The following is a 14,057-nucleotide window of genomic DNA, read 5'->3' on the forward strand; positions in this document are numbered from 1 at the left end:
GCTTAGCCCCTCCCCCTTGTGGGGAGGGGTTGGGGAGGGGAATTCTCCTCTCCAAATTGGAGGAAGAACCATGGAAACCACCGTCAACGGCGAACCGCGTGTTCTCGCAACCGACGCAGCCCTCGATTTGATCTTGGAAATCAAACGGGATCATCCCGATATCCTCTTCCACCAGTCCGGCGGCTGCTGCGACGGCTCCTCGCCGATGTGTTATCCGGCTGACGAATTCATGATCGGCGACAGCGACGTCAAGCTCGGCGAGATCGGCGGCGTGCCTGTTTATATCAGCGCCAGCCAGTTTGAGGCGTGGAAGCATACGCAGCTGATCATCGACGTCGTGCGCGGCCGCGGCGGCATGTTCTCGCTCGACAATGGCCGCGAGAAGCGCTTTCTCACCCGTTCCCGCCTCTTCGGCGACGGCGAGGCTTGCGCAGTGCCTGACGTGAAGGTCAGGGCGATCTGATGCCGTTGCCTTATCGGGTGCGAATTTCGCTTGTAGTATTCCCATAGTACCTGGTCGCAGCAGCTCTTTGCTAATCTCCGCCAGTTGGTTTCAAAGGGAGGAAACGATGCCAGCCTCAAAGATCCTGATGATCACCGGTGATTTCACCGAAGATTACGAAACGATGGTGCCGTTCCAGGCGCTGCTCGCCTGCGGCTACACGGTCGACGCCGTCTGCCCCGGCAAGAAGGCCGGCGACACCGTCGCCACCGCCATCCACGATTTCGAGGGCGACCAGACCTATTCCGAAAAACGCGGCCATAATTTCGCGCTGAACGCCACCTTCGACAGCGTGCGGGCCGAAGATTACGATGCCCTCGTCATTCCCGGCGGCCGTGCGCCCGAATATCTGCGCCTCAACGCCGATGTCATCAAATCCGTCCGGCACTTCTTCGACGCCGGAAAACCGGTTGCCGCCATCTGCCACGGCGCCCAGCTGCTTGCCGCTGCCGGTGTGCTGAAGGGCCGAACCTGCTCGGCCTATCCCGCCTGTCGGCCGGAAGTCGAACTTGCCGGCGGCATTTATGCCGACATATCAATCAGCGATGCAGTCTCGGACGGCAATCTGGTCACGGCGCCCGCCTGGCCGGCGCATCCGTCGTGGCTGCGCCAGTTCATGGCCGTGCTCGATGCCGCGGCACTGCTCGAAACCAACGCCGCCTGAGGAGGGCTGCACTGGGCAGGACGATATGTGTGAACTCTTCATCAAGGCGGATGCGCGGCTTTGGGAAAGCGCCACCCGGTCGCTGCGCATCGACGGCATGGTCACCAGCGTCAGGTTGGAGAACTTCTTTTGGGCGAAGCTTGAGGAGATCGCCCGGCGCGACGGCATGAATGTCGTCCAGCTGATCACCCGGCTGCATCATGAATCGATCGATGCCGGCCACGATCTCGGCAACTTCACGTCCTTCCTGCGGGTCTGCTGTGCCCGCTATCTCGACCTGCAGCTCACCGGCGACATCCCGGCCGATGTCAGCCGTCCGATCTCAGGCCTCGACGCGCCTGTCATCCTCGACCGCGAACGGGCGAAATATCACTGAAGTCACGTCCGACAGACGATCAAAGACGAACGGCCCGCGGATCGCTCCGCGGGCCGTTTCGTAGACATCTGACCTTGTCTTGGGCGGCGGGCTTGCACTACCGCGCAGCCTGGATCAACAATGTGCGGCACCCTCGAACGAGGGCACCGTCAGGAGATCGATTGCCATGAACGACCAGAAAGTCGTGATCGTCACGGGAGCCGGCGGCAACCTCGGCAGCGCCGTTGTCCGCGAGCTTGCCAGCGCCGGCGCAAAACTCGTCTGCATGAACCGTTCGAGCAGTGAGCTGGAAGCCTTGGCCGGCAATCTTCCTGCCTCTACCGAGTTTCTGTCGATCGCGGGAACGGACCTCACCGATTATGCTTCCTGCGCTGCCGCTGTCGCCCGGGCCGTCAAGCGCTTTGGCGGCGTCAGCGCGTTGGTCAATACCGTCGGCGGTTTCCAGATGGGGCCGGTCGGGCCGGAGGCGCCCGCGCAGTGGGAGACGATGATGACCGCAAACGCCCGCACTGCCCTGACAATCAGTGCCGCGGTTCTCCCGACGATGAAGGCGGCCGGCTACGGCCGCATCGTTCATGTCGCTGCTGCGCCCGGCCTGAAGGCTGGCGCCAAGCAGGCCGCTTACGCCGCCTCCAAAGCCGCCGTCATCCGGCTGACCGAGGCGATCGCTGCCGAATGCCGCGACGACCGCATCACCGCCAACTGCATCCTGCCCGGGACGATCGACACGCCTGAGAACCGCGCGGCTATGCCCGATGCGAAGACGGACGGCTGGGTATCGCCGCAATCGATCGCCCGCCTCATCGCCTTCCTGATTTCGCCGGCCGCAGCCGTCGTCACCGGCGCGGCGATCCCGGCAACCGGCCGCGAATGACGCAAGGCGCGGCGTGATCGACCGTCGGCGACTGCTCCCTTGTCGAGATCCGTGGGTGATGAACGAGAGAGCCCTACAAGTTTTAATCAGTGATTTACGATCTGACTTGAGCTTCGGTTCGCCTTGAGGCAGCGTCGTCTGTGCCTGCTCAAGGGACAGGCAAAAGAACAGCGGACGGACACCATGGTGTTGATGATCGCATTGCGGCGGCACTTTCCAGAAGGCGGATGGTTTCGATGACGGAGGGTCCGGCAGTGCGCGCCGTCGGCGCAACCAGCCTGGTGCGCGAGGAATGGTTCCTGGGCATCAGCGTCGCGACCAGCCTGGCGTTTCTTGCCTTCCAGGAACAGCTCTTCGGCCGGCTTTCCGATCCGCTTTGGTTCACTGTCGTTTTCGCATGGCTCTTCGCCGCCGTCCTTGGCTCCGCTCTGTCGGTCGTGCGGCACGCGGATCATTTGGCTGAGCGGCTGAAGGAGCCCTACGGCACGCTTATTCTGACGCTTGCCATCACCTCGATCGAGGTGATGGCAATATCCGCCGTCATGATCCACGGTGAGAACAATCCCACGCTTGCGCGCGACACGCTCTTTGCTGTCGTTATGATCATCCTGAACGGCATGGTCGGCCTGTCCTTGCTGCTGGGTGCGTGGCGGCGACCGGAACAGCAGCATAACCTGCAGGGCGCCAACGCCTATCTCGGCGTCATCGTGCCGCTGGCGACCCTGAGCCTGGTGATGCCGACTTTTCTGGCAGGCCCGGACGGACAGCATCCATCCGCACCGAGGCAATTAATATTGGGCATAATCTCGGTCGGCCTTTACGCCACTTTTCTGTTTCTCCAGGCCGGCCGCCATCAGGACTATTTCACCGACGACAGCAATCGCCACGAGCATCATGGTGAACATGCTCCTCCCCGCGGGCGGGTCTGGCCTCATGCCATTCTGCTTTTCGCCTATATGGGACCTGTCGTCTTTCTAGTCGAACAGCTTGCCCGGCCGATCGATTACATTATCGAAACCCTGCATGCCCCAACCGCATTTGGCGGTGTTGTCATGGCCATCCTTGTCGCGACGCCCGAGGCAATCAGCGCCGTGCGTGCATCCATCGCCAACAATCTTCAGCGCGCCGTCAACATCTTCCTGGGTTCGGTATTGTCGACGATCGGGCTGACCGTGCCGGCAATGCTTGTCATCAGCCGTCTTTACGGGCACCCGGTAACCCTCGGCCTGGAACATGGAGATCTGGTGATGCTCCTGCTCACTCTGGCCGTCAGTATCATCACCTTTGCCAGCGGCCGCACGCATCTCATGCAAGGCGCTGTCCATCTGGTGCTTTTCCTGGCTTACGTGCTGCTTATTTTCCAGCAATGAAACCGCCTCGATTGCGGCCGCACAAGATCAGAAAAGTAAAGAGTTCCGCGCTTGGTCCGTCTTCCGCTATGGTAGCAGCACAGCTTGCAAGGTGGCTGCAGGACCCTACGTGGCGATACGGAGACCGGACTTGGGCTCACTGTTGGTTGGCGGGCTTGTATTTGTTTTTCTGTCGATGGCAACATCGATAGGATTGGTGGTGCGCGGCCGCTTGCCGGATCACCATCTCAATGCAGAATCCAAGGACGTCATCAGGCTGGCGACTGCGGTGGTGGGAACGCTGTCGGCGCTGGCGCTCGGCCTTCTGATCGCATCCGCCAAGTCGTCCTATGACAATGCCGAAGTGGAAATGAGAACGGCGGCGGCTCGGGTACTCCTGCTTGATCGCGTCATGGCGCAATACGGGCAGGAAACCGACAAGGCGCGTCAATTGCTGCGTGAACTCATCGAGAAACGGCTGAGCCGCGGCTGGACTGCCGAGACCACCGACGAAACATCCGGCAATGCGCCGGGGGAATATCAGGACATCGAGGCGGTTCAGGCCGACCTTCGATCCCTGGCGCCGAGGGATGCCGTGCAGCACTCTCTCCAGGCGCGTGCGCTGGAAGTGAGCGGCATGTTGGCCGAGACTCACTGGCTGCTGGTCGAATCCGGCAAAGAGGGTTTGCCCTGGGCCTTCCTCACCGTTCTAGTCTGTTGGCTTTCGCTGCTCTTTGCGACCTTCGGGCTGCAGGTCCCGACCAATCCGACGGTGCTGTCAATTCTGCTCGTCTGCGCCCTGTCGGTCGCCGGCGCCATCTTCCTGGTTTCGGACATGGCGAACCCATATGTCGGGCTGATCCGTGTTTCGGATGCACCATTACAGTTTGCCATCGAACGGCTGGGGAAACCGTAGCCGCATCATGGCATCCGTCGAGGACGAGCTCACAGTTTAATTGTGCCCCAGCAGCTATTGCAATTTTTAGCAATGCCGCGACATAATATCGCATGCCCGGAACTTTTCGGAGAGGGGTCGTCTCCACCGAGGCACGCATGAAGACTACAGCGCCGCGCGTCTTTTCAGACGCGCAAAGGGACGCTGTATGCCTTTGAAAGAGCTCGTAAACATCGGGGCGGCGGCAATGCGTGTGAGATTGTATCGGGGTCTGCACCTGTCTGTGGTGCTCGTCGGCATGGCAATTCTCGCTGGTTGTGAGGAAAGCGGCAATACTTACGTTGCCCCTCCTCCACCTCCGGTTCGTGTCGCCCAGCCGATCCAGCAACCGGTGACGCTCTATTTCGAACTCACCGGCAATACGGCGCCGCTCAACTCCGTCGATATCGAGGCACGCGTCCAAGGCTACGTCCAATCGATCGACTACCAGGACGGCATGACGGTGATGAAGGGCACCAAGCTCTTCGGCATCGAGCGCGACACCTATCAGGCGCAATTGGATCAGGCGAAGGCGTCCCTCGCCTCGCAACAGGCATCTCAGGTCGGCGCGCAGCAGGAATACGACCGGCAGCGCAATTTATCGAAGCAACAGGTCACCACGCAAACTGCCGTCGACAGCGCCAAGGCAACGCTCGACGAGGCGAATGCGTCCATCCTCAATGCCCAGGCCAATCTCGATCTCGCGACGATCAACCTCGGATATACGGAGGTGCTTGCCCCGTTCGACGGCACCGTCACCGATCACCTCGTCGATATCGGCGCGCTTGTCGGCGTATCCGGCCCCACCAAACTCGCTAGCATCGTTCAGACGGATCCGCTTTATGCCTATTTCAACGTCAGCGAAACCCAGGTGCTGATGATCAAGGAAACGCTGGTAAGGCAGGGGCGCACCTTCAAGCAGACGGACCTTCCAAGCATTCCGGCGGAACTCGGCCTGCAGACCGAGGAAGGCTACCCGCACAAGGGACATCTCGATTACGTCTCGCCGCAGCTCGATGCCTCCACAGGCACCCTTCAGGTGCGCGCCCTGTTCGACAACAAGGACCATGCCATGCTGCCCGGTCTCTTCGTGCGCGTTCGGGTGCCGGTCGGCCACAACGACAAGGCGCTGCTGGTGCGCGACGACGCCATCGGAACAAACCAGCTGGGAAGCTATCTGCTCGTTCTCGGCAAGGACGACGTCGTCGAGCAGAAGCAGGTCAAGACCGGTCAGCGCGAAGGTTCGCTCCGCGTCATCGACTCCGGCCTCGATCCGGCCGACTGGGTCGTGACGCAAGGTATCCAGCAGGCCATCCCCGGCAGCAAGGTCACGCCCGAGAAGATGGAAATGAACCCGCCGGCAGCTGCCGCCGGCGATGCCAAGGCCAAGACCACCACGCAATGAATCCGCCGCCATGCTTCATCTGAACGTCTAAGGACAACAGCATGATCTCGCGTTTCTTCATCGAGCGACCGATACTCGCCAATGTTCTGGCGTTGGTTTTCGTGCTCATCGGCGCGGTGGCCCTGTTCCAGCTGCCTGTGGCGCAATATCCGAATGTCGTTCCGCCGACGGTGCAGGTGACGACGCGCTTCCCGGGCGCCAGCGCCCAGACCCTCGTCGATACCGTCGCGCTGCCGATCGAGCAGCAGGTCAACGGCGTGCAGGACATGCTCTATATGCAGTCGACGAGCGCCAGCGACGGCACCTATTCCCTGACCGTGACCTTTGCCATCGGAACGGATCCGGACCAGGCCCAGGTTCTGGTGCAAAACCGCGTCGCCATAGCAATGTCATCGCTACCCGAAGCAGTGCAACTTCAGGGCGTGACGACGCAAAAGAAATCGACGGCGATCCTCGGCTTCGTCAGCCTGACCTCGCCCGATAGCCGCTATGACAGCCTGTTCCTGTCGAACTACGCCGTCATCAATCTGCAGAATGAACTCGCCCGCCTGCCGGGTGTCGGCAATGTCACCGTATTCGGTGCCGGCCAGTATGCCATGCGCATCTGGATGGATCCGAACCTGCTGCAGGCACGCGGCCTGACGCCACAGGATGTGGTCAGCGTCGTGCAGCAGCAGAGCCAGGAGGTCGCCGCCGGCCAGATCGGCATTCCGCCGGTGCCGAAGGGGCAAGTCTTCCAATATACGCTGAACGTCAATGGCCGACTGAACGAGGCGGCCGACTACGAAAACATCGTCGTCATGGTCGAAAGCGGACAGGGCGGCCGCGTTACGCGGATCCGCGACATCGGCCGCGTCGAACTCGGCGCCCAGACCTACAGCCAGTCTTTCATGCAGAACGGCCGGCCGGCAGCCGGCATCGGCATTTTTCAGCTGCCGGAGGCGAATGCCATTGCGGTGGCACAGGCAGTGAAGGCGAAAATGCAGGAGCTTTCAAAAAGCTTCCCGCCGGGCCTCGAATATCACGTGCCGTTCGACACGACGAAGTTTACGTCACCTTGATCGAGGCCGGCGTTCTCGTTCTCATCGTCATTCTCGTTTTCCTGCAGGATTGGCGGGCGATGCTCGTGCCGGCGACCACAGTTCCGGTCACCATCATCGGCGCCTTCGCGGCCATGGCGGCACTGGGCTTCACCGTCAACCTGTCGACACTGTTTGCCATCGTTCTCGCCATCGGCATCGTCGTCGATGATGCCATCGTTATCGTCGAGGGGGTCGCCCGACACATCGAGGCGGGCATGTCCGGCCGAAAGGCGGCCGAAAAGGCGATGGAGGAACTGCTCGGCCCGGTCATCGGCATCACGCTGGTGCTGATGGCCGTTTTCATTCCGGCCGCCTTCCTGCCCGGCCTGACCGGACAGCTCTACCGGCAATTCGCGCTCGTCATCGCCGCCACGGCACTGATCAGCGCGATCAATGCCGTCACGTTGAAACCGACGCAATGCGCCCTTTGGCTGCGGCCGCCGGCCCCGCCCGAGAAACGCAACATCTTCTATCGCGGCTTCAACAGGGTCTATGACAGGGGTGAACGCAGCTATGCCGGGCTGATCGGATCGATGACCCGCCACAGCGGCATCATGGTCATAGCAGCACTTGCGCTGATCGGTCTCGCCGTCTGGGGGCTCGCCCGTCTGCCGACTGCGTTTCTGCCCATCGAGGATCAAGGCTATGTGCTGATCAGTGCGCAGCTGCCCGACGGCGCATCGAAGGAGCGCACGGACACGGTGATGGAAGAGGTCGGCAAGATCGCCGAAGCCACGCCTGGCGTCGATCAAGTGCTGACCATCAGCGGCATCTCCGTTCTCGACAACAATGCCAGCCTGCAGAATGCCGGCGTCGCCTATGTCGTGCTGAAGGACTGGGACGAGCGCGGCAAGGAAAAGGGGCAGGATCTGCTGTCGATCTACCAGCATTTGAACGGCGCGCTGCAAAGCGTGCTGGCCGCCAAGACGCTGGTGGTCGTGCCGCCTCCGATCCAGGGCGTCGGCAATGCCAGCGGCTTTACCATGCAGGTTGAGATCAGGAACGGCATTTCCGACTACCCGCTGCTGCAATCGCTTGCCGATACGATCGTCAAGAACGGCAGTGCCCAATCGTCGCTGCAGAGGCTGAGCACGCCTTTTCGCTCGAACGTGCCGCAACTTGCCGTTTCCGTCGATCGGATCAAGGCGGAGACACTGGGAATTACGGTGGGCCAGGTCTTCTCCGCTCTCTCCGGCTATGTCGGATCGAGCTATGTCACCCAGTTCAACAAATTTGGCCGTACCTTCCAGGTCTATGCGCAAGCCGCTTCCGATTTCCGGGTCAGCGCTGAAGACATCCGCAACCTGAAGGTCAAGGCCGGCGATGGGACGATGGTGCCGCTCGGCACGGTCGTCGATGTCACGACGACACAAGGCCCCTCCCTGATCGGCCTCTACAATCTCTACCCGTCCGCAACGATCGTTGGCGGGCCTGCCGCCGGCTTCAGTTCCGGCCAATCGCTCGACGTCATGGAGCAGATTGCCGATCGCACATTACCGCCGGGTACAGGCTTCGAATGGACGGCGCTGTCCTATCAGGAGAAGGCCGTGGGCGGGCAGATCTATTTCATCTTCGCGCTTGCCATGCTCCTCGTCTATTTCGTGCTCGCCGGCCAGTATGAAAGCTGGATCTTGCCGCTGGCAGTCCTTCTCGCCGTGCCGCTCGCTCTGCTCGGCACGGTGGCAGCGCTTATGGCAGCCGGCGTTGCCAACAATCTCTATACGCAGATCGGCCTTATCCTGCTGATCGCGCTTGCATCGAAGAATGCCATCCTCATCGTTGAATATGCTAGGGAAAGGCGGGCGGAAGGCATGGAAATACTGGATGCGGCCGTCGAGGCCGCCCGCTTGCGTTTCCGGCCAATTCTGATGACGTCCTTCGCCTTTATCCTCGGCGTCCTGCCGCTCGTGCTGGCGACGGGCGCCGGCGCATCCGCCCGCAAATCGATCGGCATATCGGTCTTCAGCGGCATGATCGCCTCGACCTGCCTCGCCGTGCTCTTTGTACCGTCCTTCTACGTCGTGTTGCAGCGCCTCGAGGAATATTGGAAAGGACGCACAAAGATAGCAGGCGTCGCGGAGGCGGAGATGCCGAAGGTTCAGTAAGGCTGTTGCAACAGTCTGTTGCGCAATCGCCTGTGGTTTCGCGCGGAGGCAGGTTGTTGTTGAGGTCTCTTCACAGCGCAAGTTTCGAACAGACGCTATAATCCCGAGGTCAGGACCCGGTGGCATGCAGGCGACACGCGTTGCAAATTGTCCCGCAAGCAAGCCATAGCCCGCCCTCCGCCCAAAGGCACCATGCGGCATAGGGCCTGAAAATCCGATCCGCAGGTTTCGCGCAGGATCATCAGTTCCTCGCGCGGCGAGAACGCCGGCATCATGGCTCGAGGAGCAGGCGTGGTCGCAACCGTCGCAGCGCCGGTGGCTGGGGTTGATCCGGCTGATCCTCCCCCCGCTGATCCTCCCAAGGCCGCAACGGCTTGCTGACACGGCCCCGATAGAGCGGCATTGTGCTGCTGCAGGCAGCTGAGTGCCTCAGTGCCGCCCGGTGTGACGCCGGAGCATTGCGTCATGAAATCGCGTTGGCAGGCCGATTTGACGGCGTTGCGCTGTGCCTGCGTCGGCTGATGCACCGGTGTGCCCGTCGCCGGCGCTGGCGCTGGCGTCGTCGCCGCGGTAGTTGCGGGCACCGCCGGGGCCGGCTCCGCGGATGTCGACTTGGGTTTGCTCACCGCCGACACCGCCTTCCGGCAACCAGCCGAAAGCGTGGCGCTATGCTGTTGCAGACAAGTGAGCGCCTCGATGCCGCCCGGTGTCACCCCTGAACATTGTGCTATGAAATCGGATCGGCACTCCGCCCTGATCGCATTGCGCTGCTCTTCAGTCGGCGCCTGCGCGGACGCGACACCTGCAAAGAGCACCATTGCGCAGAGCGCTGGCAATCCCGAGATACCAAACAGAAGACGACGCCGTCCATGCGGAGCCGTCAGCAGAGAAGATGCCCATTTTCGCATTATTCCTCCCCCCTATAAATATTTAATCTACTTCATGAAATCGAACGCCCTGCTGAATAGGATAATAAACGCCCGCCAATTGGAGGGACGTTGCTTGCCACTGCGAAAATATTAAACCGCCGGCTCCACGTATATTAGAATATTTCTATCTTAGCAACTATCGTGCACCTGAAAAACCATACACCGCAAAGCAAGTTAACAGGTTCTGCGAATACATGCTGCCTTCATGCCGCAGCCTCGTACCCTCTTGAAGCCGGGCTCTCGTGGCCTTCAAGCCGAAAACGTGCAATCATGTCGGTAAGTGCAAGCGCCTCGGACGATAGCTGTCTGGTGGCAGCATTCGTCTCTTCCACCATCGCCGCATTTTGCTGCGTCATACGATCAATATCGTTCACCGATGCGTTGATCGAATGGAGTGTCGTTGCCTGGTCGCGGCTTGACGAGGCGATGAGCTCAATATGACCGACGATGTGGACGATCTCGCTGGAAATCTCCATCAGCGCATCGCCGGTGCGGCCGACGAATTCGGAGCCGGACGCAACCTCGCGGACGGAATTGTTGATGAGCTCGCCGATTTCCTTGGCTGCGCGCGCCGATCGCTGCGCCAGTTCCCGCACCTCCTGCGCCACGACAGCGAAGCCCTTGCCGGCCTCACCCGCTCTTGCCGCCTCGACTCCCGCGTTTAGGGCCAAGAGATTGGTCTGGAAGGCGATAGAGTCGATGGCGCTGACAATCTGAACGATCTTCCCGGACGCGTCCTCAATCCGTCCCATGGCCGAAACCGCGTTTTGGACCACTGAAGCCGAGGCGTCGGCGCCCTGTTTGGCGCGTTGGACAAGCGCAAGCGCTGCTGCTGCCCGTCCTGAAGAGGTGTTGACGGCGGAGGAAATCTCCTCCACTGCCGCTGCGGTTTCCTCAAGTGCGGCCGCCTGCTTTTCCGTTCGGCTGGCCAGGTCATCAACGGCTTCCGCCATCTGGCGGCCATTGTCGCTGATGAGGGAAGCCGTCTCGCGGATATCGCAAAGCGTCTCCTTGAGACCCGCGACCGACATGTTGAAATCGGTGCGGATTCGGTCGAGTTCGGAGGCAAAGGGCGTATCGATCGAAAAATTCAACTCCCCGCGCGACAGCCGCGTGAGTCCCTCTGCAAGCGCCTCGATTGCGGCGTCAACCTGGACCTTGGCGCTACGTCGCTCGAGTTCGTTGCGGGCGCGCTCAGATTCCGCATCATTACGCGCGATCTCGGCCTGTTGTTCCATTTCGACATTCGACAGCGCATTTTGTTTGAAGACGGAAAGCGCGCGCGCCATTTCCCCGATTTCGTCGCCCCGTGCCTCGCCGGTGATTGCGGTATCGAGCCTTCCCTCTGCGATCTTGCGCATCGCTGCGGTAATCTGGGTGATCGGTCCCTTCAGGGTGATGACCAGCGCTGCACCCGCGGTCATAGCGATCAGGATGCCGAACACAATGGCGCCACCGGATATCCTATTGGCCTGTTGACGATCCTGCCCAGCACTTTGCCTTTGCGTCTCGGCGAATTGAGCAAGCAGGTTCCAGGTGTTGTCGATCTGCCCCGCAGCGCTGTCGAATTCAGCCAGCTTGCGCGCCGCGCCTTCGGAGAGCGCTGCCGCGTTTGCCGCAAGCAGGTCGAGGACGGGCTGAGCCTTCTTCGGAATTTCGGCAAAGGCGGGATCGTCGTTCACCACGCCGGCGAGACGGCCGAGTTCGGTCTGATACATGTAGATCGACTGCTGGACTTTCTTCACGCGCGCGTCGTCTGGATTGCCGGCGAGTTCGGCGAAGCCGACGCGGATCTCATTATTGCTGTTAACGATGGCGCGCAGTGCGTTGCCGACATTCGTCGCCTGCGAGATATCCTTGTCCGACGCGGCAAGCGCGAGCACGGAGGTCCGCATCAGATCGTCGCCAATCGCCTTGAGGCTGTCGCCAGTTGCAGCAAGATTGGCGACGGCGGTATCCGTTGCTGGGACATCTAAAGTGTCAGACGACACCTTCGAAGCGTTGGCGATGGCATCCACAGCAGCGGCATACTGCGCGGCGAGGGCTTCGGTCGCTACAGCAGGCGAAAGCTGCTCCTTTGCCTTTTGCAAATCGGGCGCATATTTGGCGAACAGGCTAGCTTTGTCAGCCGGCGTCGTCGCGTTCGTATAGTCATTGCGAAGTTTTGTCGCAACGCTGGCGGCGGCGCTGATGGAGACGGAATTATTTAGACCGCCCTTGTTGGCATTTTCCAACTTTTTCGCGCCGGCCATCAGCATGAACGAGCGCTTGCCAACCTGCCCTTGCAGGTCAAGAAGTGCCGCGGAAGCAGCGTCAACATCACTGAGAATTTTCTGCTGTCCCGTTTCGATTTGCCAGATCGCTTCGATCTTTTGCGGGATGATTTGCGACTGATCAAGCGCCCGGTCAAGAAGCCCCACATCGGTCGTCGGCCTTAGCCTCTCGATCGTCTGCTTCAGGTTTGCCAGTTGCTCTCGGGCGTCCGCAAGCGCGGTATCACGAGCTTCCTGCGACGGCTTCATCAGAAAGCCGGTCATGCTGGAAGAAACATGTTTGAACCCGTTCAGGGACTGCAAAACATGGTTGGAGATCTCCATCCGTCCCTCGAGAAGGCTGGACGCGTAGTACCCCGTCAGTCCCACTGCGCATAGGCTAATGACGAATGGTGCCAAAAGTACCAGCACCTTCGTCTGAATGCGAACCCGCGACATCAAACCATTTACCACGACTGCATCCCCACCACCGATTGGAGCTAAGCTGTCATTCTTTGCTTAAGAACCGATAAATGGGTTGTTGATCCGAGGGTTATGCACGCTCACCTGTCGCGGCGAGGACGTAGTTCAGACACTCGAAGGGGCATGTACGCAGGTCGACTATTCATTATCGCTTGGCCTTGTTGCGCCCCCCTGCAGAGGGGTTAACTCCTCGAATTTCTGGAATCGGCATAAAAAGCCCGCACGAGGCGGGCTTTTGAGTGTTGTCTATGTTGGAAGGAAGATCTGATTGCGGGGGGCCTGAAGCCACAGAGAGTTGTAACTTCAGCGGAACAGCCGGTGTGATTTGGAAGAAATTTCCCACTACGCCGTAACAAAACGTCGGTACCGGCCGGCTCAACCCATTTGCCTATGGAACAATAAAATCGGTACGGCGCTATCGAAAGCGCGCGCTTCGCAAGCGACCTTCGCCACATCCGGACCGGCCTGGTTTGCTCCGCCAATGACAATAATCTTGTGAAAAATCCGATTTTAGGGCACAATTTGTGAACGCATCGGAAGTTGCGGCGCAATCTCAAATCCGGCCGTCTCGCGCCGGGTAGCAGTTCGCGTCGGAGGGTCGGCGTCGATGGATCCGGGGTTCTTTCTTCTGTTCGCTACGGTGTCCGTGATCACGGCCCTGACGGTGGTCTTGGCCCGGAATCCGGTGCACAGCGCATTGGCGCTGATGGCGTGTTTCCTCAACATCTCGGCAATCTTCGTTATGCTCGAGGCGCCGTTGCTCGCGGTCATCCAGATCTTCGTCTATGTCGGCGCGATCATGGTCCTGTTCCTGTTCGTGATCATGATGATCGATGTACGCGAAGCGGTGTTGCAGCGGTTCTTGCCGGGCAGCAACCTGCCGGCCATGGGGCTGCTCATCCTGCTTGGGATCGAGATGCTTGTGCTGGTGCTCTGGAGCGACCGCTTTTCGATCACGGAGCCCGCTGCCATAGGCGGCGGCGATCAGATCAGGCAGCTCAGCACGACACTTTTCGCCGACTATCTCCTGCCGTTTGAAGCTGCCTCCGTCATCCTTCTGGCCGCCCTGGTCGGCGCCATCGTGCTGGCGCGGAAGGAGTAG

At 60.5% G+C, this 14,057-nt stretch carries 10 protein-coding genes and 1 pseudogene; 9 read left to right on the forward strand and 2 right to left on the reverse strand.

The genetic code is table 11. The features are described 5' to 3' along the window. Positions 1-70 precede the first annotated feature (70 nt). From BA011_RS17415 to BA011_RS17450, 8 genes and pseudogenes are all read left to right on the forward strand, one after another. Positions 71-463 (forward strand): DUF779 domain-containing protein, encoded by a 393-nt coding sequence (locus BA011_RS17415; RefSeq protein ID WP_065281381.1) that lies wholly within the window; start codon positions 71-73, stop codon positions 461-463. Between the two features lie 106 nt (positions 464-569). Then, complete coding sequence (locus tag BA011_RS17420) at positions 570-1,166, forward strand: DJ-1/PfpI family protein (protein ID WP_065281382.1); 597 nt, start codon at positions 570-572, stop codon at positions 1,164-1,166. 25 nt (positions 1,167-1,191) lie between these two features. Next, entirely contained in the window at positions 1,192-1,542 is a 351-nt protein-coding gene (locus tag BA011_RS17425; RefSeq protein ID WP_065281383.1) for a ribbon-helix-helix domain-containing protein, read from the forward strand. Between the two features lie 166 nt (positions 1,543-1,708). Further along, positions 1,709-2,416 carry an SDR family NAD(P)-dependent oxidoreductase gene (locus BA011_RS17430; RefSeq protein ID WP_065281384.1) on the forward strand — a complete coding sequence of 236 codons (708 nt, stop codon included), beginning with the start codon at positions 1,709-1,711 and terminating at the stop codon, positions 2,414-2,416. Positions 2,417-2,652: 236 nt separating this feature from the next. Further along, the gene (locus BA011_RS17435; RefSeq protein WP_065282580.1) at positions 2,653-3,786 is read left to right on the forward strand and encodes a calcium:proton antiporter; all 1,134 of its coding nucleotides are present in this window, start codon (positions 2,653-2,655) and stop codon (positions 3,784-3,786) included. A gap of 130 nt (positions 3,787-3,916) precedes the next feature. Further along, complete coding sequence (locus tag BA011_RS17440; protein ID WP_065281385.1) at positions 3,917-4,681, forward strand: DUF4239 domain-containing protein; 765 nt, start codon at positions 3,917-3,919, stop codon at positions 4,679-4,681. A 226-nt stretch (positions 4,682-4,907) separates the two neighbouring features. Next, positions 4,908-6,104: an efflux RND transporter periplasmic adaptor subunit gene (locus BA011_RS17445; protein WP_065281386.1), complete on the forward strand. Its 1,197-nt coding sequence runs from the start codon at positions 4,908-4,910 to the stop codon at positions 6,102-6,104. Positions 6,105-6,145: 41 nt separating this feature from the next. Further along, positions 6,146-9,291, forward strand: a pseudogene (locus BA011_RS17450) (efflux RND transporter permease subunit). Between the two features lie 95 nt (positions 9,292-9,386). On the opposite strand, the gene BA011_RS45120 reads toward BA011_RS17450, so the two are convergent. Both BA011_RS45120 and BA011_RS17460 read right to left on the reverse strand, forming a co-directional pair. Next, positions 9,387-10,199, reverse strand: a complete 813-nt coding sequence (locus BA011_RS45120) for a hypothetical protein (protein WP_151343492.1) — start codon at positions 10,197-10,199, stop codon at positions 9,387-9,389. A gap of 224 nt (positions 10,200-10,423) precedes the next feature. Further along, positions 10,424-12,946 carry a methyl-accepting chemotaxis protein gene (locus tag BA011_RS17460; RefSeq protein WP_065281388.1) on the reverse strand — a complete coding sequence of 841 codons (2,523 nt, stop codon included), beginning with the start codon at positions 12,944-12,946 and terminating at the stop codon, positions 10,424-10,426. A 616-nt stretch (positions 12,947-13,562) separates the two neighbouring features. On the opposite strand from BA011_RS17460, the gene BA011_RS17465 reads away from it, so the two are divergent. Further along, complete coding sequence (locus BA011_RS17465; protein ID WP_065281389.1) at positions 13,563-14,057, forward strand: NADH-quinone oxidoreductase subunit J; 495 nt, start codon at positions 13,563-13,565, stop codon at positions 14,055-14,057.

It is taken from the genome of Rhizobium leguminosarum, assembly GCF_001679785.1.
In the GTDB taxonomy this organism is placed as follows: domain Bacteria; phylum Pseudomonadota; class Alphaproteobacteria; order Rhizobiales; family Rhizobiaceae; genus Rhizobium; species Rhizobium leguminosarum_R.

What these genes read in the sequence shown, in the direction of transcription:
- BA011_RS17415 (WP_065281381.1), top strand. Translation starts at nt 71, where the DNA reads ATGGAAACCACCGTCAACGGCGAACCGCGTGTTCTCGCAACCGACGCA.
- BA011_RS17420 (WP_065281382.1), top strand. Translation starts at nt 570, where the DNA reads ATGCCAGCCTCAAAGATCCTGATGATCACCGGTGATTTCACCGAAGAT.
- BA011_RS17425 (WP_065281383.1), top strand. Translation starts at nt 1,192, where the DNA reads ATGTGTGAACTCTTCATCAAGGCGGATGCGCGGCTTTGGGAAAGCGCC.
- BA011_RS17430 (WP_065281384.1), top strand. Translation starts at nt 1,709, where the DNA reads ATGAACGACCAGAAAGTCGTGATCGTCACGGGAGCCGGCGGCAACCTC.
- BA011_RS17435 (WP_065282580.1), top strand. Translation starts at nt 2,653, where the DNA reads ATGACGGAGGGTCCGGCAGTGCGCGCCGTCGGCGCAACCAGCCTGGTG.
- BA011_RS17445 (WP_065281386.1), top strand. Translation starts at nt 4,908, where the DNA reads ATGCGTGTGAGATTGTATCGGGGTCTGCACCTGTCTGTGGTGCTCGTC.
- BA011_RS45120 (WP_151343492.1), bottom strand. Translation starts at nt 10,199, where the DNA reads ATGCGAAAATGGGCATCTTCTCTGCTGACGGCTCCGCATGGACGGCGT.
- BA011_RS17465 (WP_065281389.1), top strand. Translation starts at nt 13,563, where the DNA reads ATGGATCCGGGGTTCTTTCTTCTGTTCGCTACGGTGTCCGTGATCACG.